The sequence below is a fragment of the Sphingomonas sp. T1 genome, from assembly GCF_902506585.1.
In the GTDB taxonomy this organism is placed as follows: domain Bacteria; phylum Pseudomonadota; class Alphaproteobacteria; order Sphingomonadales; family Sphingomonadaceae; genus Sphingomonas; species Sphingomonas aerolata.
On the sequence record NZ_LR733875.1, the window covers coordinates 1693542 to 1713712 of the forward strand.

The following is a 20171-nucleotide window of genomic DNA, read 5'->3' on the forward strand; positions in this document are numbered from 1 at the left end:
CGCCGCGACCGCGGTTGCCCCACCCCCCGCGTGGCGGACCGCGCTGGGGCCGGGTACGCCGATCCGGGCGGACTGGTGGAGCGCGTTTGGTGATCCTGCGCTGACGAGCCTCGTCGCGCGGGCGCTTGCCAACAGCCCCGATCTCGGTGCTGCCGCGGCGCGGATCGACGAGGCGCGGGCCGCCGCGCGGCTGGCACGGGCGCAGCAGACGCCGCTGGTCACCGGATCCGCGCCCGGCACCACCGGGCAGACGGTCGGCGCGCTCGGCACGCCGATCGATGCGATCGGCGCGCAGCCCGCGGTCAGCATCAGCTATGATCTCGACCTGTTCGGCCGCCTGCGCCAGGCGAGCCGCGTGGCGCAGGCGCAATTGCTCGCGAGCGAAGCGTCGCGCGACACCGTCCGCCTTGCGATCGCGAGCAGCGTCGCGACCGGCTACATCACGTTGCGCGCGCTCGACCAGCGGCTCGCGGTCGCGCGCCAGACGCTCGATGCGCGCGCCGAGGGCCTGCGCATCGCCCGCCGCCGCGCCGAGACCGGCTACACCTCGAACCTCGAACTGCGCCAGGCCGAGGCGGAATATCACGCCACCGAACAGCTCGTCCCCGCCGCCGAACTGTCGATCAGCCGCCAGGAAAACGCGCTCAGCCTGCTGCTCGGCGATGTCCCCGGGCCGATCCCGCGCGGCCTGCCGCTCGACCGGCTCGCCGCGCCCGCCATCCCCGACGGGCTGCCCGCGGACCTGCTCCGCCGCCGCCCCGACCTCTATCAGGCGGAACAGACGCTGGTCGCGACCGACCGCTCGCTCGACAGCGCGCGCGCGGCGATGCTGCCCAATCTCGCGCTCACCGGCTCGGCGGGTGTCGTGCTGTCGAGTGCGCTCGCCGATCCGATCGCGGTGTTCTCGCTCGGCGCGAGCGTGCTCAGCCCGATCTTCGACGGCGGGCGGCTGGGCGCACAGGCCGATGCCGCGACCGCGCGCCGCGACCAGGCGGCGTTCGCCTATCGCCGGACTGCGCTCCAGGCGTTCCGCGAGGTCGACGACAGCCTTGCGGGCGTCCGCCGCTCGGGCGAACAGGCCAATGCGTTCGCCGCGCAGCGCGATGCGCTCGCGGGCGCGCTGCGCAACGCCTCGAACCGCTACCGTGCGGGCTATTCGGCCTATATCGACCAGCTCGATGCGCAGCGCGGGCTGCTGACCGCGGAGCTGTCGCTGGTCCAGGCGCGCGCGGACCGGCTGACCGCCTATGTGACGCTCTACCAGGCGATGGGCGGCGGCTGGTCGCGCGACGATGCGGCGATCGTGCGGCGCTGAGGAGGGTTACGCAGGACACCGCCTGCGGCCCTGCCCCCGCATTCGCACGCGAAGATCTGCATTTTCCTGCCACAGTTGATGCATAAGCGGGTGCCATGAAGGCCATCATCCTTGCCGCGGGCCACGGATCGCGGCTCCTGCCGCTGACGCTCAGCACGCCGAAATGCCTCGTGCAGGTCGGCGGGCGGGCGATCCTCGATTCGCAGCTCGACGCGGTCGCGGCGGCGGGGTTCGATGGCGCGGTGATCGTCGGCGGGTATCGTATCGACCAGATCGCCGCGCATCTGGCCGGGCGGTGCGGCGATCCGCCGACGACGCTGATCTTCAACCCCTTCTGGTCGGTCGCCAACAGCATCGGCAGCGTCTGGGCGGCGCGCGCGCATCTGGGCGCCGCGTTCGCGCTGATGAACGGCGACACATTGTTCGACGCGGCGATCCTGCAGGCGGCGCGCGCCGAGCCCGCGCCGGGCGTGACCCTGGTGGTCGAGCCGCTCCATGAACCCGGCCTCGACGACATGCTGGTCGAGGCGGAGGGCGACCGGGTGATCGCGGTCGGCAAGCATCTGGTCGGGCATCAGGCGACCGACCGGTCGCTCGGGCTGATCCTGTCGGGTGGCGGCACCGCCTATGCAGACGCGCTGCACGCGGTGATCGGCGAGGACGAGGGGATCCACGCCTATCACCACGCGGTTGTGCGCCGCGTCGCCGAAGGGGCCGGCGTCCGCGCGCTGCGGATCCCCGCCGGCGCGCGCTGGCAGGAGATCGACCGGCCCGAAGACATTGCGCAGTGGCAGGCGTCATGACCCGCAAGGTCGCGTTCCTGTTCCTCGGCGAGACGCTGCTGATCCCGCATCTCTATCCGATCGTCGAGGCGCTCGCCGCTGCCGAGCCGACGCTACCGATCGAATTGTGGGTCAGTACCTCGGTCCACGAGGCGCTGCTTGCACGCTGGAGCACGGGGCTTGGGCAGGTCACGATCCGGCGCGCACCGGGGTTTCGCGCGCTGCCCGGCCATGCGGAGGGCGACAATCCGCCGCTGCCGCCCAAGCTGCCGACGCTGTTCCGCCTCCTACCGCATCTGCTGCGCACGCCGGTGGTGGTGTGCGCCGAACAGACCAGCCTGTGGCTGCCCGCGACGCTGCCGCTGCGGACGCGATTCATCGACACGTTCCACGGCGCGGGGTCGATGATGGCGCGCGGGCATTGGCGACGGCGCGCGGGTTGGCGCACCTTGGTCGCGGCCGAGCGCGACCGGCAGGCGCTGATCGACGGCGGCGACGCGCCCGAGCGGATCGTCACCACCGGCTATGTGAAGGCCGCATTCCGCCAGCGCACCCCCGCCGCGCGGCTGTTCGCCGATCCGCGGCCGGTGATCCTCTACACCCCGCACTGGCAGGCGCACCGCTCGTCCTGGTGGCGCTGGGGCCCCGAGGTGGTCGAACGGATCCTCGCCGACGGGCGCTACAACCTGATCTTCGCGCCGCACCAGCGGCTGGTCGAGCGCGCGCCCGAGCTGCGCGGCTTCGTCGCCGGGCTCGCCGGCCGCGCGGGGGTGCATGCCGATCTCGACAGCTTCGCGATGGTCGATGGCAGCTACACCGCCGCCGCCGACCTGTATCTCGGCGACACGTCGAGCCAGGTGGTCGAATATATGATGCGCCCGCGGCCGTGCGTGTTCCTGAACGCGCTGGGCGCCGACTGGGTGGACGATCCCTCTTATGCGATGTGGGGCGCAGGCGCGGTGGTCGACAGCCTCGACGCGCTGATCCCCGCGATCGACGCCGCGCCCGCGCTGCATCCCGGATATCGGGCTTTCCAGACGCGGTTCGTCGAGACCGCGCTGGGCGACGTGGCGGGCGGCGCGCCCGCACGCGCGGCGCAGGCGGTGCTCGCCGCGCTGCGCTGAACCAGCCCGGGCTCGCAATCCGCGCGCAATCGGCTATCGGGCAGCGGATGCAAGACATGCCAGCACTCGTGCCCCTGGGCGACAATCCGACCCTGCTCTGGGGGATGCGCAACGACGAGCGGCTGCGTCGGATCGGCGTGGCGCAGGGCTTTGCCGGCAGCGACGCGGCGGACGGCCCGGCGATCCTCGCCAACATGGCGTTCGCGTTCGACCCGGTCTGGACCGCGCATCTGAAGACGCGCCCCGGCACCGTGATGACGCGCGCGGGCGTTCCCGTGCTGGCGCATGTCCGGACCGCCGAGGAGCGGGCGCGGGTCGCCGCGGCGATGCACGCGGACGCAACCCTCGACGCCGCCAGCGGGCTGACGATCATCGCCGCCGAGTCGGACGAGGGGATCCTCAACGAGGCGCTGCGCAAGCGCGAAAAGCCGTTTGCCAAACGGCTCGTCCCCGCCGCGGTCCCCGCGATCGAGCGGGCGAGCTATGTCGGCGCGTACAAGGGCGTCACCGACCTGCTGACCAAATATCTCTGGCCCGAATGGGCGCTGGCGATCACCCGGGTCTGCGCGCGCGCGGGGATCACGCCGAACCAGGTCACCGCGATGGGATCGGTGCTGTGCATCGTCGCGACGATCGCCTTCTGGTATGGCTGGTTCTGGACGGGGCTTGCCACCGGCCTCGTCTTCATGGTGCTCGACACCGTCGACGGGAAGCTCGCGCGCTGCACGATCACCGCGTCGAAGCTCGGCAATGCATGGGATCACGGCGTCGACCTGGTCCATCCGCCCTTCTGGTGGTGGGCCTGGGCCGCGGGCTGCGCGCCCTATGGCCGGCCACTCGACGATGCGACCTTCTGGGCGGTGATCGGTACGATGCTGTTCGGCTATGTCGCGCAGCGGCTGATCGAGGGCGCGTTCATCGTCCGGTTCGGGATGCACATCCATGTCTGGGAACGCTTCGACAGCTGGTTCCGGCTGATCACCGCGCGACGCAACCCGAACATGGTGATCCTGTTCGCGGGGCTGGTCGTGACGCGGCCCGACTGGGGGATCATCGGCGTGGCGGCGTGGACCGCGATCTCGCTGGTCGTCCATCTCGTCCGGCTGTTCCAGGCGATGGCACGGCGCGCGAAGGGCGGCGCGATCACCAGCTGGCTCGCCTGATCGCGTCGAACGCCCCGACCCGCCAGCCGCGACTTGCCGCACCGCACCGCGCGCTTTAGGGGCCGCAGGGCGCATGACCCAGGCCCCCGCCCCTTCCCCCACGACCAAGGATTTCGGTGGCGTGCTGCGTTCGGCGGCGCGCAACCTGGGCTGGCTGCTCGCGAGCCGCAGCGTGCTGGCGATCCTGTCGCTCTTCTATCTCGGCTTTGCGACGCGCACATTGGGGGTCGTCGATTTCGGCCGGTTCGCGCTGATCACCGGCGCGGTCCAGGCGCTGACGACGTTCGTCGGGTTCCAGACGTGGCAGATCATCGTCCAGTACGGCGTCCAGCCGCTCCACGACGGTGACAGCCCGCGGCTCGCGCGGCTGTTCCGGCTGGCGGCGCGGCTCGACCTGTCGAGCGCAATCCTCGGCGCGCTGCTGACGATCGGCATCCTCCAGATCTGGGCAAACGCGTTCGGCATTCCGCGCGACCTGATGCACTACACGCTGGTCTTCGCGGTGATCCAGCTGCTGACGATCCGCTCGACCCCGCTCGGCATCCTGCGGCTGCGCGACAAATTCTCGCTGTCCGCGCTCGCCGACAGCATGACGCCGGTGATCCGCTTCGTCGGCGCGGGCGCGGCGATGCTGTTCGACCCGACGATCCGCGGCTTCATGATCGCCTGGGCCGCGGCCGAGCTGGTCACCGCGGCGACCTACTGGATTATGGTGTGGCGCAGCGGCGACTTCGCGCTGCTGCTGGGCGGGCGCAGCGGCTGGCGCGCGCTGGTCGCGGAAAATCCCGGCGTGGTGAAGTTCGCGCTGAGCACCAATGCGAGCGCGACGCTCGGCCTGTCGAGCAAGCAGATCCCGTTGCTGCTGGTCGGTGCGTCGATCGGCCCCGCCGCGGCGGGTGCGTTCCGGCTCGCGGCACAGGTCGCGCAGGCGCTCGCCAAATTGTCGCAGCTCCTGTCGCGCGCCGCCTTCCCCGAGATCGTCCGCGCGGTGCGGACCGCGGCGCCCGAGCGGCTGCGCTATATCCTGGTGCGGACGATGCTGGCGAGCAGCGCGGCGGCGCTCGCGATCCTCGCGGTCGTCGCGCTGATCGGCGAACCGATGCTGAAACTGGTCGGCGGCAAGTCGTTCGGCAGCGCCTATCCGGTGCTGCTCTGGCTTGCGGCGGCGGGGTGTTTCGACCTGGCGACCGTCAGCCTCGATACCGTGCTGACCGCGGTCAACCGCGCGGGCACGGTGTTCGCGATCCGCGTCGTCGGCGTCGTCCTGCTGTTCATCGGCGCGTTCGCGCTTATGCCGCTCTATGGTTCGTCCGGGGTGGCGATGGGCGTCGCGATCGGCTCGGTTGCGGTCGCGATCCTGCTGGGGTTCGCTGCGGCGAATCTGACGCGCAGCCGTCCCTGAGAGCGGCACGCCCCGCCGCGGTCGATAAAGCGCGGGTTCACAGAGCCGACGTCATTGGCCTCCAAATTGCCGTTATGCGATTGCAAGGGTCCCCCATGACGAATCTGCCTCTCCTGCTCGCGCTCGCCGCGGGTGCAACGCTCGCCTCGACGTCCGCGGCTGCCGCGGAGACGTGTGTCGGCACGCCCGGCAACGGCGCGGCCAAGCTCGTGCTTGAGGCGACCACGCTGCACAATGCGGTCGGCGAGGTCGCGTTCACCGTCTATCCCGACGACAAGGGCCGGTTCCTGTCCAAGGGCGGCAAGCTGGCGCGCGCGCGCGTGTCCGCCGCGCAGCCGCACGCCTGTTTCTGGCTGAAGCCCGGTTATTACGCGATCGCGCAATATCATGACGAGAACAGCGACCATGATTTCAACCGCACGCTGTTCCTGCCCAAGGAGGGGTTTGGATTTTCGAACGACGCCCCCACATCGGTCGGTCTGCCCTCCTTCGCGTCGGCGCGGGTGGCGTTGCCGGCCGGGGGGACGGTCGTGCGGATGAAGATGCGGTATCGGCGCTAGCGTCGATCAGGGGCAGACGTGCCATAAAAATGTAGCGATACTAGCCTGCGACAGGTAGCCAAGAGTGTGAGCGACGCCGTTTCCAATTTCCAGGCCTTTGATGGCGTGCCGTTTCCAGCGGCCAGACGCGGCGCGGCACCGGACGTGACCGCGCGCAGTGCCGCGTCGCAGATCCGCACCGGGATCATCTGCAACCCCAAGAGCCACCGCAATCGCAGCAGCGTCGAGGCGACGCGGCCGTTCGTGTCGGGCACGGTGCTCGCGGTCACGCCGCGGACCCAGGCCGAGCTGGCCGCGGTGCTGACCGATTTCGCGCAGCACGGGATCGAGCTGCTGGTGATCGACGGCGGCGACGGCACGATCCGCGACGTGCTGACCGCGGCGGCGACGGTGTGGACGGGCGCGATGCCGCGCGTCGCGATCGTGCCGTCGGGCAAGACCAACGCGCTCGCACTCGATCTCGGCATCCCCGATCACTGGACGCTCGACCAGGCGCTCGCCGCGGCGCGCGACGGCGCGAGCATCGTCCGCCGCCCGGTCGAGGTCGAACGCGCCGGCACCGGCCAGAAACTTCGCGGTTTCCTGTTCGGCGCGGGCGCGTTCGTCGAGGCGACCGGGCTCGCCCAGCGCGCGCACCGCGCGGGCGCGTTCAAGGGGTTCGCGGTCGGCGTCGCGCTGAGCTGGGCGATCGTCCAGACCTTGTTCGGTCGCGCATCGGGCATGTGGCGCGCGGGCAACCGGATGCACGTCCGCTACGATTCCGCCGCCGATGCCGGCCGGGTCGCGGATACCGACACGCATCGCTACATCCTGCTCGCCTCAACGCTGACGCGGATGCCGCTGGGCGTCCAGCCGTTCGGCGCGGCGCGCGACGGGCTGAAGACGCTGCTGGTCGATGCGCCGCCGCGCTGGCTCGCCGCCGCCGCGCCGCTGATCGTCGCGGGATCGCCGGCGAAATGGCTCGACCGGGCGGGCTATCACCGGATCGATACGCCCGCGCTCGACGTAACGATGGAGGCGGGCTTCATCCTCGACGGCGAAGTCTATCCGGGCGGCGCGCTGACGATCCGCCAGGCGGCGCCGATCAGCTTCGTCGTTCCGTGAGCGCGACGCTTGGCGCGCTGGTGCGCGACCAGCTCGCCACCCCGGTAATCCCCGCGGTGCGGCGCGTCGCCGAGGCGCTTGCGGCAACGCCCGGCGCGGTCGGCATCCTGTTCTACGGCTCCAACCTGCGGACCGGCGCGACCGAGGGGGTGCTCGACTTCTACGTGCTGACCGCGGGCGCGCCCGAACGCGGCATCTGGCCGACCGTCAGCTACTGCGAGTTCGACGAGGCGGGCGAGACGCTGCGCGCGAAGATCGCGACGATGCGACTGTCGACCTTCGCCAAAGCGGCAGACGCGGGGACGCTCGACACGACGATCTGGACGCGCTTCGTCCAGCCCTGTGCATTGGTCTGGTCGCGCGACGAGGCGACGACCGCGCGGATCGCCGAGGCGATCGCCGCCGCCGCACGCTCCGCCGCGCGGTTCGCCGCCGCGCTCGGCCCCGAGACGGGCACCCCGCGCGACTATTGGCGGGCACTGTTCCGCCAGACCTATGCCGCTGAATTCCGCGTCGAAAAGGGTGGACGCGAGGATCAGATCATCGGCTTTGACCCCGACCGCTATGACCGGCTGCTCCCGCTCGCCTGGGCGGCGGACGGGATCGCCGTGACCGCCGAGGGCGAGGCGCTGCGCCCTGCCCTGCCGGCCGCACGCCGCGCCGCGGTGCTGCGCGCGTGGCGGCTGCGGCGGCGCGCGGGCAAGCCGATCAACATCGCCCGGCTGATGCGCGCCGCCTTCACCTTCGACGGGGCGGCCCGCTACGGCGCGTGGAAGATCGAGCGGCACACCGGGATCGCCGTGCCGCTGTCGCCCTGGGCCGAGCGGCATCCGATCCTTGCCGCGCCCGGCGTGCTGTGGCGCGTCTGGCGCGCGCGGCAGGCGGCATGACGGACGCCGTGACCCGTGGCCGCCCGCCGTTCAACGCGCTGATCCTCGCCGGGTCGCGCGGCGGCGTCGATCCGCTCGCGGCCTATGCGGGCGTCACGCACAAGGCGCTGATCCTGCTCGAGGGGCGGACCTTGCTCGCGCGGGTCGCGGACGCACTGCGCGAGGCGGGCGCGGGCGTGATCGCGGTATCGGTATCGGACGCCGCGGTGCGCGATCATGCGGTCGCGCTGGGGCTGCGGGTGCTCGACGCCGCGAGCGGCCCGAGTCTGAGCGTCGGCGACGGGATCGCCGCGCTCGGCACCCCGCTGCTCGTCACCACCGCGGATCATGCGCTGCTCCGGCCCGAATGGATCACGCGGTTCCAGGCCGACATTCCCGCAGACGCCGATGTCGCGGTGCTGCTCGCGCGCCGCGACGTGGTCGAGGCGGCGGCGCCGGGGACGCGGCGCACCTATCTCCGCTTCGCCGATGGCGGCTGGTCGGGGTGCAATTTGTTCCGCTTCGCCACGCCGCGATCGATCGCCGCGATCGATCTGTGGCGGCAGGTCGAGGCGGATCGCAAGCGGCCTTGGCGGATCGTCCGCCGGCTCGGCCCGGGGCTGTTGCTGCGTTATGCGCTGGGCCGGCTGACGCTCGGCGATGCGATCGCGCATCTCGGGCGCAAGGCGGGGCTGGTCGCGGCAGCGGTCGCGACGCCGTACGGGCTGGCCGCGGTCGATGTCGACAAGCCCGCCGATCTCGACCTCGTCCGGTCGCTCCCGTCCGTCCCGCGATAACGCTATCGCGCGGATTTGGGGTCTATTCGCGACCCCCCGCTTCGTGCGAAAGCGCGCGCATGATTGCACCGACCTCGCCTCCGTCCGCCCCCCGGGCCCGCATGACCGCGATCGGCATCTATGGCAGCGCCGGCCGGATGGGCCGCGCGATCACCGACGCGATCGAGACTGCGGGCGCGACGCTCGCGGGCGGCGTCGATGCCGGCGACGACCCCAGCCCGCTCGCCGCCGCCGCCGACGTGCTGGTCGACTTCTCGACCCCCTCGGCGATCGAGGCGCATCTCGCCGCCGCGCGCGCGGCGGGCACCGCGCTCGTCATCGGCACGACCGGCCTGACCCCGCAGCACCAGTCGCTGATCGACGCAGCGGCTGCCGACATCGCGATCCTCCAGACCGGCAATACCTCGCTCGGCGTCACGTTGCTCGGCATCCTGGTGCGCGAGGCCGCGGCGCGGCTCGGCCCCGACTGGGACGTCGAGATCGTCGAGATGCATCACCGGCACAAGGTCGACGCGCCCTCGGGCACAGCACTCCTGCTCGGCGAGGCCGCCGCGCGCGGGCGCGATTCGACGCTTGCAGAACTGCGCGTCGACAGCCGCGCCGGGCTGGTCGGCGCGCGCAGCGAGGGGACGATCGGTTTCGCGTCGCTACGCGGCGGATCGGTGATCGGCGACCACAGCGTGATCTTCGCGGGCGAAGGCGAGCGGATCGAGCTCAACCACCGCGGCGACGATCGCAGCATCTTCGCACGCGGTGCGGTGCGTGCGGCGCTCTGGCTCGCCGACCAGCCCGCCGGCCGCTACCGGATGGGCGACGTGCTGGGGCTGTGAGCCAGTGAAGAAGGCCGACGTCGTCGACTTCTATGCGCGGCTCGCCGAGGCCGATCCGCATCCCGAGACCGAGCTCGAATTCGTCAATCCCTACACGCTCGTCGTCGCGGTCGCGCTGTCCGCACAGGCGACCGACATCGGCGTCAACAAGGCGACGCGCGCGCTGTTCCGCATCGCCGACACGCCGCAGGCGATGCTCGCGCTCGGGATCGACGCGCTGAAGGAGCACATCAAGACGATCGGCCTGTTCAACACCAAGGCCAAGAACGTCATCGCGCTGTCGCAGATGCTCGTCGACGAGCATGACGGCATCGTCCCGAACGACCGCGCCGCGCTCGAACGCCTGCCAGGCGTCGGCCGCAAGACCGCCAATGTCGTGCTCAACGTGGCGTTCGGCGCAGAGACCTTCGCGGTCGACACACACATCTTCCGCGTCGGCAACCGCACCGGCCTCGCGCGCGGCAAGACCCCGCTCGCGGTCGAAATGAAGCTCGACGCGGCCACCCCCCAGCCCTTCCGCCTCCACGCGCATCACTGGCTGATCCTGCACGGCCGCTATGTCTGCAAGGCGCGCACCCCCGAATGCTGGCGCTGCCTCGTCGCGGACCTGTGCGCGTTCAAGCCCAAGACTCCGCCGCCCAAGCTCACCGCCAAGATCGGCACGGCCAAGAAAATGGCTGGCGCACCCGACTAGGCTTTGCTACGCGCACGCCTCAGGCACCCGTAGCTCAGCTGGATAGAGCGCTGCCCTCCGAAGGCAGAGGCCACTGGTTCGAATCCAGTCGGGTGCGCCATGTCCGTTCCGCTATGTACGCCGACTGCGCTTAGCCGACCGCCGCCACCCGGTACCGCAAATTGACCGCCCCGGCGGCCAGGTGTTCGCATCCGAGCAGCGACAGCGTCACCTTGCCCTTCAGACCGTCGCCCGCCGCGACGATCCGCTCCGCATTGGTACCGCCGTCGAGTGCGGGTGCGATGACGAGGTTGAGTTCGTCGACCAGGCCGGCGGCGAGGAACGAGCCGTTGATGCCGGCGCCGCCTTCGAGCAGCAATGTTTCGATGCCGAGTTCGCGCCGCAGCGTTGTGAGCGCACCGGCGAGGTCGATCTCGTCGCTGTCCGACACGAGGTAGGACACGCCATTGGCGGCGAGCTCCGCGAGATGGGCGTCGCTCACACCGCATGCGAGCAGCACGACCACAGGGTCGCCGCCGATGTCGGGACCGGCGAAGCGGGTCTTGCCGGCGCGATCGAGCGTGATCGCGAAGGACGCGGCATCGCGCGCCTGGAACAGCGACGGTCGCGCGGGCGCGTCCGCCGTCGTCGACGCACGCGGCTCTCCCTTCGCCATCTCCGCCATGGTGACGCGTCCGACGATCCAGCCATCGGCGTCGAGGCGCTCGTGAAGCGCCTCGTAGGCACGCGTCCACTCGCTGGCGGGGCCATCCGGGCTGTCGGTGTAGCGGCTCGGATGCAGGCCACCATCGACCGACGCGGTCATGAGGCAGATGATGCGGGGGCGGTCGGTCATGGCAGGATACTCGCGGGTGCAGACCGGGCATGAACGCCGCTCGGCACCCGCGGTTTCCGCGGTATCGGGCCGGATGACCGCGCCGATGGAACGGTCCGCGCCGCGGTTCGTCGAGCAGGGACCAGCACGCCGGCGACCCCGACCCACCGACAAGGATCCGATCATGAGCAACGGTGAAACCTCACGCCGCAGCATCCTGGGCAGTGCCGCCATCGGCCTTGCAGCGGCGGCCGCGCCGGGCATGGCGCGGGCCCAGTCGACCGAGCCCTCCGCCACCGGGCCCGCCCCCAGCCTGCGCGACCCGCGCAATGCGTACACCCGCACCCCCTTCCCCGAGCAGCGTCAGGCCTGGCCCGCGCTCGCCAGCAAGATGACCCCCCGCCCCGATCATGGCGAGCAGAGCTATCGCGGCAGCGGGAAGCTGGTCGGTCGCAAGGCGCTGCTCACCGGTGGCGACAGCGGCATCGGGCGCGCGGCCGCGATCGCCTTTGCGCGCGAGGGCGCGGACGTCGCGATCAACTATTATCCCAGCGAGGAGCCGGACGCGCGCGAGGTCGCCGACCTGATCCGGCAGGCGGGGCGCAAGGCGGTGCTGCTGCCCGCCGACATCCGCACGCAGAAGGCCTGCGAGGATACGGTCAAAAAAGCGATCGCGCAGCTCGGCGGTCTCGATATCCTGGTCAACAATGCCGCCTATCAGCAGTCCAAGGCGGACATCATGGAGATCAGCGACGAACAGTTCGTCCGCACCTACGAAACCAACGTGTTCCACGTCTTTCGCTTTTCGAAGGCCGCGATCCCCGCGATGCCGCCGGGTTCGGTGATCATCAACACGATCTCGCAGAACGCCTATGATCCGAATGACGACCTGATCGACTATGCCTCGACCAAGGCGGCGATCCAGAACCTGACGCGCGGCATGGCCAAGCAGCTCGCCAAGAAGGGCATCCGCGTCAACGCCGTATCGCCCGGCCCGATCTGGACACCGCTTCAGGTCGCGGGCGGGCAGCTGCCGGGCAAGATGCACGAATTCGGCCAAGACACGCCGCTCGGCCGCGCGGGACAGCCGTCGGAACTCGCGATATTGTTCGTCGCGCTGGCATCCGGCGAGGCGAGCTACTCGACCGGGACCGCGGTCGGCGCGCATGGCGGTGCGGGCTTCCCCTGATCCCGGACCGCGCCCGCGTCGCCAAGCGCCATGGACGTCGACCGAAGCGCATCGTGCCGCGCTAACCAACTGTAAACACAATGACGCTAGGGTTCTGTTGATCCTCCGGGACGGATGTCCGTGGACGAGGAAAAGAGGACTGCCGTGGGCATCAGAGCAACCGTCCGCGCAGGGGCACTCGCGATCGCGCTGGCGTCCGCGCTGACCGCTACCGCTGCCGCCGCGCAGGTCCGCGTCGCGATCGGCGGGCAGGTCCAGGACGTCCCGGCGAACACGGTGCGCACCGTCACCACAATCAACGGTCGGACGCGCATCGTCGACACTGCGTGGCGCGGCGGCACGGCGACACCGGGCATGGCGGTGATCACGACGACCGAGACGACCGACGAGGACGACGAGGGGCACATATTGTCGCGCACCGTCGTCACCTGTATCGAGCCACAGCGCACGATGGTCGCCGCGGTGAGCTATGCGCCGCCGCCGCCGCCCCGCATCGAGCTCGACCCCGCCGATTTCGACCCCGCCGATTTCGACGAGCCCGTGACCTTCGCGCAGCCACATGTCCTGCGGATCAATCGCGATCCCTGGGGCGGGCATTTCGTCGCGGCGATGATGGTCAACGGCGTCCGCATCCGTGCGATCGTCGATACCGGCGCGGCCTACACCATCCTGTCGGCGGACGATGCGCGCGCGACAGGGGCCGACCGTGCCGTGCAGCGCGAGGAAACGGCGATCGGCATCGGCGGCTATACCCGGCTCGGCGTCGCGCGTGTCGCCTCGGTCGAGATCGGCGGGCAGAGCCTCGGGCGGATGGCGATGCGCATCGGCCAGCGCGGCATGCCCTATACGCTGCTCGGCCAGCCCGAGATCGCGCGGCTGGGACGTGTGACGATCGAGGACGGCGTGATGACGATCACGCCGCGCGCGTTGACGACGCAGCTCGCGATGCGCTGAGGCCCGAGGGTCGCGCGCGCACGCGCTGGCCCCGGCAGTTACGAAGCGTCGACCGTCCGGCTCCCGGTCACACCGTGCAGGTCCGGACCGCCTGGGCGAGCGCCGTCAGGGGATCGCCGACCGGCACAAATTCATGCGCGAAATAGCCCTGGAATTTGAGATCGGCGACGCTGCGCGCCACTGCCCGCCAATCGACCTCCTGCGTGCCGTCGAGATTATGCCGCCCGGGAACCCCGCCGGTATGGAAATGGCCGATCCAGTCGATGTTCTTGCGGATCGTGTCGATCAGGTCGCCTTCCATGATCTGCATATGGTAGATGTCGTAGAGCAGCTTCACGCGGGGCGACGCGACTTCCTTGGCGACCCGCACGCCCCAGGCGGTGTGGTCGGCCATGTAATCGGGGTGGTCGACCTTGCTGTTGAGCAGCTCGACGCAGATCGTCACATCATGATCCTCGGCGATCCGCTTGAGACGGTTCAGCCCCGCGACGGCGTTGTCGGCGCCCTCCGCCTCGGACAGGCCGCGGCGATTGCCTGAAAAGGCGATCACATTGGGGACGCCTGCCTTTGCGGCCTGCGGGATACCGATGCGGAACGCCCGTTCGATCGCCGCGTGGTTTTCCCGCCGGTTCAGACCATTGGGGATGGTCATGATGTCGGCGGCATAGCCCATCGTGCAGCGCAGTCCGTGCCGGCGCGGCACCGCATATTCGGCGGGCTGCAGCAGGTCGATGCCGTCCAGCCCGATCCGCGCCGCGGCGGCGCACAAAGCATCGAGCGGCATGTCCTGATAGCACCAGCGGCTGACGGACTGCCTCAGCCGGCCACGCCGCACGGGCGCCGCGGCGATCGCCGAGGTCGCGCACAAGGCGAGAGAGGAAGCGATGACAGTGCGCCGAGTAATCATGCCCGCACACTAGGCCAGACGGCCCTGCCGGCAAGCGGTATTGCACCCCGAAGCCACACGCCGCGAATGGCGTGCGACCAAGCCCTTGATCACGGGAAGATTTCGTGGTGGTCGGGGTACAAAGCGAACCTCGCTTGTCAGGGACCGGGGGCGCATGATGGAGATGCCGGCGATGTCCGACGATTATGCACGCGGACGGCGGGACGGGCTTCGTCTCGCACTCTCGATTCTCGCTGCCGAGGAGGCCAAATGGGAGGCGCTGCTCGGTGAGAGTTCCTCTTGGCGGACGAACGCGACGCGCGCGATCCGGCACAAGGCGTATCAGGTCGCCACCAAGCGCGTGCAGACCGCGCTCAACCGCCTGTTGCCCAAGGCGGAAACCGCGTTGCCGGCCGAGATCGCATCGATGATCGATCAGGCCGGTTTATAGGGGAATCGTGTCAGCGGCGGTTGGCGTTGAATGCGGCTTTCTCGGCCTCGGTGGCGCGGCGCGGGGCGGATTCGAGCTGGGGCAGCCGCAAGGGTGGGCGTGACGGGTCGCGCCGGGTGGTTGCGGCGTCGGTGCTTGCCGCGCGGCGCGGGGTGGGCGTCGGCGCGGCCGCGGGCGGTGCGGATGGCGGGGCATCCTGCAGCGCATAGGCCTTGGCCTCGACGGCCGCGAGACGGCCCTTGAGCAGGTCGATCTCGACCGTCTCGGGGGTGGTCTGCATCTCCGCGAGCGACTTTTCGAGCGCCTCGATACGCTTTTCGGCGATCGAGAGGCGGACGGATTCTTCGGTGCGGGCGATATCCTGCGCGACCCGTTGCGTCTCGGTGCGCCTGAAATCGGCATCACGCCGTGCCATCGGGTCGCGGCTGTCCGTATCGGCGCCCCCACGCGTCCAGCGTGGCGGATCGCACGCCGACAATGCCAGGGGCAGTGCGAGCAACGGGACGATCAGGGCGCAGCATCGGACGATACGGGTCATGTCCCAGCCCTACACGGCGCGGCCGTGAAACGTCTATTGCCCGAAATCGGGCAACTTAGGTTGCGGGGGCGACGCATCCGCCGCCCCCGCGCACTACTCAGTTGCTGTCCGAGTTGTCGTCGTCATTTTCCTTGTCGATGACGAGATATGCAACACCGGCGATCACGCCTGCGCCGATGACCAGCGGTGCGATGCTGTCCGCGGCGACCTTGCTCGAACGCTTGGTGGCGGTGCCGGCGCGAGCCGACGACGCGACCGACAGCGACTGCGCGGCGTTGCCGGTGACAGGTGCTGCGCTCGCCGCGACGGGAAGGGCAGTCATGGCAAGCGCGGCTGCGCCAAGGATCAATGTCTTCATAAAATTCGCTTTCTCGAAAATGAGCCCGGTTGGGAACCACCGCCCTAACGATTGCGCCAGTAAAGTGTTCCTAATTCAGATCAACGATGCAGGAGGGTCTTCACGGCCCCGCGTGCCTGCCTGGACGACGACGCGCAATCGGCCGCGGCCCGGCCGGGTGGTTGATTCCGGTCGTCCCGTCACCATTTTTCAGCCTGAATTCTTCTGTATCGACGACGATACGTCACCCGAAAATGGTATGATCATGGCAACCGCATTCGTCACGCCCGACCCCCTTGCTGCGGCCCTGTCGCGGGCCTCGGCCGCGCTTGCGCGTCCCAAGGCGGCGCAGGCGGGTCGCGAGGATATCGCGATGATCAAGGCCGCGGCGTCGCTGACGCGCGACCTGCATGCGGCGCGCCCGATCGTCTACTGGACCGATCTGATCGCGTCGGCGGGGCTCGGCTATGCGGGCATGGCGGTGGCGATCGTCGCGACGCCGGTCTGGGCCAAGCTGCTCGGCGCGGTCGTCGCAGTGCTCGCACTGTACCGCGCGCTCAGCTTCATCCACGAACTGTCGCACATGAAGCCGAACGCCGTGCGCGGCTTCACGGCGGGGTGGAACATCCTGTTCGGTGTGCCGGTGATGATGCCGTCGCTGATGTACGAGGGCGTCCATACGCTGCATCACGCCAAGACCCGCTACGGGACGAACCGCGATCCCGAATATATGCCGCTCGCCCGCGGGCCGGCGGCGACGCTCGCGATCTTCGTGCTGGTGTCGGCGCTGCTGCCGATCGGGCTGATCCTGCGCTACGGCGTGCTTGCGCCACTGTCGCTGCTGTCGCCCAAGCTGCGCGAGATCGTCGTCACGCGCTATTCCGCGCTCGCGATCAACCCGCAGTTCCGCCGCAAGCCGCCCGAGGGCGCCGCGCTGCGCAGCTGGCGGATCTGGGAGACCGCGGCGAGCATCTGGGCGATCAGCTTCGTCGTGTTGACCGCGACCGGCGTGTTCCCGCTTGCCGCCTCGCTCACCTTCCTCGCCATCGTCTCGGCGATCGCGGTGCTCAACCAGGTCCGCACGCTGGTCGCGCATCTGTGGGAGAATGAGGGCGATGCGATGAGCATCACGGACCAGTATCTCGACAGCGTCAACGTGCCGCCGCCGGGCCTGCTCGCCGAGATCTGGGCGCCGGTGGGCCTGCGCTATCACGCGCTGCACCATCTGCTGCCGGGGCTGCCCTATCATGCGCTGCCCGAGGCGCATCGCCGCCTGACGGGCGAGCTTGGTGACGGGTCGTCCTATCACCATGCCAATTATTCGACGCTGTCGGGGCTGATCGTCAATCTGGTCAAGGCCTGCCGCAAGGCCGTGCGCGGCTGATCACGCCGGTATCGCTGCGCCGATCATCACGGTAAGCCCCCGCCCGGGCAGCACCCTGCCCGCGGCGGAGGCTCTACGTGTTACCCAAATTCTACCATCAGTGGATCGACTGGGTCGGCGACGGCACCGGGCTACCCGACACCATCCTGCATATCCATGCGGGCATGGCGCTGCTGATGATCGCACGGCTGATCACGCGGCGTTCGTTCGGCACCTTCATCCCTTGGACCGTGGTCGCGGCGGGCGAGGCGTTCAACGAGATCATGGACCGGCTGAACTACGGGTCGTGGCGCTGGGACGACACGCTGGTCGATGTCGCGAACACGATGTTCTGGCCGACCGTCATCTGCCTCGGTGTCCGCCTGCGGCCGATCATCGCGCGGCGCGGCTAGCGCCGGACGCCCTGCCGTCGCCCCCTCTTCCCGTTCGTCCCGAGTAGCTGCTGAGCGAAGCCGAAGCGGCGTATCGAAGGACAGGTTGGCGGATGAAACCTGTGCTTCGATACGAGCCCTCGATACGCCCCTTCGGGGCTACTCGATCTCTACTCAGCACGAACGGGAGAGCGGACCTCAGGCGGCCTTGGCGAGGTCGATATAGCGCTGGAGGTGATGATCCTCGTCGCCGAGCTGGTGGTCGATCATCACCAGCCGCTTGGCATAATGCGACACCGCATATTCCCAGGTCATGCCGATCCCGCCGTGAAGCTGGATCGATTCCTCGGCGACGAGCGCGCCCGTCCGACCGATCGTGTATTTCGCCGCCGCCAGTGCGCGCGCGCGCGCGGTCGCATCGTCGCCGTCGAACGCCGCCGCCGCGTTGATGACGGCGGACTGCGCCTGTTCGATCTCGAGCAGCACGGTCGCCATGCGGTGCTGGAGCGCCTGGAACTTGCCGATCGGCACGCCGAACTGCTTGCGGTCGCGCAGATAGCCGAGCGTCGCCTCCTTGACGAACGCCATCGCGCCGAGCGCCTCGGCGGACAGCGCGAGCAGCCCCGCCTCGATCGCCGCATCGACCACCGCACGCCCCTGCCCGTCCGTGCCGATCCGGGCGTCGGCGCCGAGCGCGACGCCGTCAAACGTCACCTCGCCCGCGCCGCCGCCCTCGACGACGCTGTAGCGGCGGACCGACACCCCGGTGGCGTCAGCGGGGACGAGCAGGACGAGCGGGTCGCCCGCCTGTTCGACGCTGACGACGAAGACCGATGCGGCCCCCGCCTGGTGCACGACCGCCTTGGTGCCGCTGAGCGTCCAGCCGTCTCCAGCAGGCGTGGCGGTCACGCGACCTTGCGCATCCTCGTGCGCGAAGGCGGCGATCGTCTCGCCCGCGACGACCTTCGCCAGCACCGCGTCGTGTCCGCCCGCCGCGGCGAGCGCGCGACCGGCCATGAGGGCGCCGAGGAACGGCTCGACCACCAGCGCGCGGCCGAGCGCCTCGAACACCACCATGATGTCGAACCCGCTGCCGCCGAATCCGCCCGCGGCCTCGTCGAACAGGGCCGAGACGATGCCGAGTTCGGTTAGTTGCTGCCAGACCGCGGGATCATAACCCGCCTCGCCATAGGCACCCGCGTTGCGCGTCTCGATCGGATAGCCGTCGCGGAGTGCCCGGACGAGCGTGTCGGCCAGCATCCGGCGGTCATCGCTATGCTCGAAGTTCATATGCTCAGAGACCCAATATGGCTTTGGAGATGATGTTCTTCTGGATCTCGTTGGATCCGCCGAAGATCGACAGCTTGCGGTTGTTGAAATAGCTCGGCGACGCGGTCGCGGCATCGTCGGGCCCGACCGGCTCGCCATTCCACCCCGCCTCGAGCGCCTCGGGGATATAGGGCGCGGCATAGGCGCCATAGGCGCGCCGCGTCAGCGCGGTGATCTCCTGGCGGATCTCGGTCCCCTTGATCTTGAGCATCGAGCTTTCCGCGCCCGGCGCACCGCCGCCCGCCACCGCCGCGACGACGCGCAAATTGGTGGTCTGCATGTTGGCGAGGTCGATCTCGACGCGCGCCATCCGCGCCGCGAACAGCGGATCGTCGGCGAGCGGGCGGCCATTCTTCGTCTGCGTGCGCGCGACCGTCTTCAGCTGCTCGAACGACGCGATCGAGAAGCCGACGCCGGCGATGTTGGTCCGCTCATAGGTCAGCAGATATTTGGCATAGGTCCAGCCGTCATTCTCGGTACCGACCAGATTCTCGACCGGCACCTCGACATCGGTGAAGAACACCTCGTTCACCTCCTGCTCACCGTCGATCAGCGTGATCGGGCGGACCTCGATGCCGGGGGTCTTCATGTCGATCAGCAGGAAGCTGATCCCCTCCTGCTTCTTGGCGGCGGGGTCGGTGCGGACGAGGCAGAAGATCATGTCGGCATGCTGGCCCAGCGTCGTCCAGGTCTTCTGCCCGTTGACGACATAGACCTCGCGGCCATCCCGCGTCTCGCGCACCGCGGTGGTCTTGAGCCCCGCGAGATCGGAGCCGGCGCCGGGTTCCGAATAGCCCTGGCACCACCAGTCGGAGCCGTCGAGGATGCGCGGCAGCCAGTGGCGCTTCTGCTCTTCCGACCCGTATTTGATCAACACCGGCCCCAGCATGTTGACGCCGAACGGCACGACGCGCGGCGCGTGCGCGAGCGCGGATTCATTGTCGAAGATGAACCGCTGGATCACGCTCCAGCCCGGCCCGCCCCATTCGCGCGGCCAGTGATTGGCAAGCCAGCCGCGCTCGTTGAGGATCGCGTGCCATTCCTCCATGTCGGCCTTGCGCAGCCGGCGGCCCTCGCGGACCAGCGTCGAGAGACGCGCGGGGAGTTTTTCGCGGAAGAAGTCGCGCACCTCCTCGCGGAAGGCCTCTTCGTCGGGTGTGAAGCTCAGATCCATGACCATGTGACTCCTGATGATGGAGTCCATGTGCCACAGTCGATCACGAAATTGAAGGACCGGTATGGTCGGGAGGACGGAAAATACGGGTGGGTGCGACGCAG

The 20171-nt window shown here is 69.6% G+C and carries 22 protein-coding genes and 1 tRNA gene; 17 read left to right on the forward strand and 6 right to left on the reverse strand.

The window, feature by feature from the left end:
- The 12 genes from GV027_RS07655 to GV027_RS07710 form a co-directional block, all read left to right on the forward strand.
- Positions 1-1315, forward strand: a 1315-nt coding sequence (locus tag GV027_RS07655; protein ID WP_236559107.1) for an efflux transporter outer membrane subunit, incomplete at its 5' end; no start/stop codon positions are given.
- Between the two features lie 95 nt (positions 1316-1410).
- Positions 1411-2118 carry a phosphocholine cytidylyltransferase family protein gene (locus GV027_RS07660; RefSeq protein WP_159511502.1) on the forward strand — a complete coding sequence of 236 codons (708 nt, stop codon included), beginning with the start codon at positions 1411-1413 and terminating at the stop codon, positions 2116-2118.
- Positions 2115-3221: a hypothetical protein gene (locus tag GV027_RS07665; protein WP_159511503.1), complete on the forward strand. Its 1107-nt coding sequence runs from the start codon at positions 2115-2117 to the stop codon at positions 3219-3221. Before GV027_RS07660 ends, GV027_RS07665 begins: the two co-directional genes overlap by 4 nt.
- A gap of 56 nt (positions 3222-3277) precedes the next feature.
- Positions 3278-4384 (forward strand): CDP-alcohol phosphatidyltransferase family protein, encoded by a 1107-nt coding sequence (locus tag GV027_RS07670; RefSeq protein ID WP_443029526.1) that lies wholly within the window; start codon positions 3278-3280, stop codon positions 4382-4384.
- A 73-nt stretch (positions 4385-4457) separates the two neighbouring features.
- Positions 4458-5786 carry a lipopolysaccharide biosynthesis protein gene (locus tag GV027_RS07675; RefSeq protein WP_051916461.1) on the forward strand — a complete coding sequence of 443 codons (1329 nt, stop codon included), beginning with the start codon at positions 4458-4460 and terminating at the stop codon, positions 5784-5786.
- 95 nt (positions 5787-5881) lie between these two features.
- The gene (locus tag GV027_RS07680; RefSeq protein ID WP_056679741.1) at positions 5882-6346 is read left to right on the forward strand and encodes a DUF2141 domain-containing protein; all 465 of its coding nucleotides are present in this window, start codon (positions 5882-5884) and stop codon (positions 6344-6346) included.
- 66 nt (positions 6347-6412) lie between these two features.
- On the forward strand, positions 6413-7450 hold the full coding sequence (locus tag GV027_RS07685; RefSeq protein ID WP_159511504.1) for a diacylglycerol/lipid kinase family protein: 1038 nt from the start codon (positions 6413-6415) through the stop codon (positions 7448-7450).
- Positions 7447-8340 (forward strand): hypothetical protein, encoded by an 894-nt coding sequence (locus GV027_RS07690; RefSeq protein ID WP_159511505.1) that lies wholly within the window; start codon positions 7447-7449, stop codon positions 8338-8340. The genes GV027_RS07685 and GV027_RS07690 overlap by 4 nt, the downstream gene beginning before the upstream one ends.
- Positions 8337-9116 carry a nucleotidyltransferase family protein gene (locus GV027_RS07695; RefSeq protein WP_159511506.1) on the forward strand — a complete coding sequence of 260 codons (780 nt, stop codon included), beginning with the start codon at positions 8337-8339 and terminating at the stop codon, positions 9114-9116. The genes GV027_RS07690 and GV027_RS07695 overlap by 4 nt, the downstream gene beginning before the upstream one ends.
- Before the next feature lie 101 nt (positions 9117-9217).
- Complete coding sequence (gene dapB / locus GV027_RS07700) at positions 9218-9946, forward strand: 4-hydroxy-tetrahydrodipicolinate reductase (protein ID WP_056405144.1); 729 nt, start codon at positions 9218-9220, stop codon at positions 9944-9946.
- A 4-nt stretch (positions 9947-9950) separates the two neighbouring features.
- Positions 9951-10640 carry an endonuclease III gene (gene nth, locus GV027_RS07705; RefSeq protein WP_159511507.1) on the forward strand — a complete coding sequence of 230 codons (690 nt, stop codon included), beginning with the start codon at positions 9951-9953 and terminating at the stop codon, positions 10638-10640.
- A gap of 23 nt (positions 10641-10663) precedes the next feature.
- A tRNA-Arg gene (locus GV027_RS07710) sits at positions 10664-10740 on the forward strand.
- Between the two features lie 30 nt (positions 10741-10770).
- Here GV027_RS07710 and GV027_RS07715 read toward each other — a convergent pair.
- A complete protein-coding gene (locus GV027_RS07715; RefSeq protein ID WP_159511508.1) occupies positions 10771-11475 on the reverse strand; it encodes a dihydrofolate reductase family protein in 705 nt (234 codons plus the stop codon).
- A gap of 163 nt (positions 11476-11638) precedes the next feature.
- Between GV027_RS07715 and GV027_RS07720 the strand changes: the two genes are divergently transcribed.
- Entirely contained in the window at positions 11639-12643 is a 1005-nt protein-coding gene (locus tag GV027_RS07720; RefSeq protein WP_159512801.1) for an SDR family oxidoreductase, read from the forward strand.
- 144 nt (positions 12644-12787) lie between these two features.
- Positions 12788-13597 carry a retropepsin-like aspartic protease family protein gene (locus GV027_RS07725; protein WP_159511509.1) on the forward strand — a complete coding sequence of 270 codons (810 nt, stop codon included), beginning with the start codon at positions 12788-12790 and terminating at the stop codon, positions 13595-13597.
- A 67-nt stretch (positions 13598-13664) separates the two neighbouring features.
- On the opposite strand, the gene GV027_RS07730 is transcribed toward GV027_RS07725, so the two are convergent.
- A complete protein-coding gene (locus GV027_RS07730) occupies positions 13665-14504 on the reverse strand; it encodes a hydroxypyruvate isomerase family protein (RefSeq protein WP_236559108.1) in 840 nt (279 codons plus the stop codon).
- Positions 14505-14676: 172 nt separating this feature from the next.
- Between GV027_RS07730 and GV027_RS07735 the strand changes: the two genes are divergently transcribed.
- A complete protein-coding gene (locus GV027_RS07735; protein WP_037531029.1) occupies positions 14677-14934 on the forward strand; it encodes a hypothetical protein in 258 nt (85 codons plus the stop codon).
- 10 nt (positions 14935-14944) lie between these two features.
- Here GV027_RS07735 and GV027_RS07740 read toward each other — a convergent pair whose 3' ends face one another.
- Entirely contained in the window at positions 14945-15472 is a 528-nt protein-coding gene (locus GV027_RS07740; RefSeq protein WP_159511510.1) for a hypothetical protein, read from the reverse strand.
- Positions 15473-15569: 97 nt separating this feature from the next.
- A complete protein-coding gene (locus GV027_RS07745) occupies positions 15570-15830 on the reverse strand; it encodes a hypothetical protein (protein ID WP_031393857.1) in 261 nt (86 codons plus the stop codon).
- 244 nt (positions 15831-16074) lie between these two features.
- On the opposite strand from GV027_RS07745, the gene GV027_RS07750 reads away from it, so the two are divergent.
- Both GV027_RS07750 and GV027_RS07755 read left to right on the forward strand, forming a co-directional pair.
- Positions 16075-17193 (forward strand): fatty acid desaturase family protein, encoded by a 1119-nt coding sequence (locus tag GV027_RS07750; protein ID WP_159511511.1) that lies wholly within the window; start codon positions 16075-16077, stop codon positions 17191-17193.
- Positions 17194-17270: 77 nt separating this feature from the next.
- Complete coding sequence (locus tag GV027_RS07755) at positions 17271-17585, forward strand: hypothetical protein (protein ID WP_159511512.1); 315 nt, start codon at positions 17271-17273, stop codon at positions 17583-17585.
- 177 nt (positions 17586-17762) lie between these two features.
- On the opposite strand, the gene GV027_RS07760 is transcribed toward GV027_RS07755, so the two are convergent.
- A complete protein-coding gene (locus GV027_RS07760; RefSeq protein WP_159511513.1) occupies positions 17763-18854 on the reverse strand; it encodes an acyl-CoA dehydrogenase family protein in 1092 nt (363 codons plus the stop codon).
- A 4-nt stretch (positions 18855-18858) separates the two neighbouring features.
- Positions 18859-20067, reverse strand: a complete 1209-nt coding sequence (locus tag GV027_RS07765; RefSeq protein WP_159512803.1) for an acyl-CoA dehydrogenase family protein — start codon at positions 20065-20067, stop codon at positions 18859-18861.
- Positions 20068-20171 lie beyond the last annotated feature (104 nt).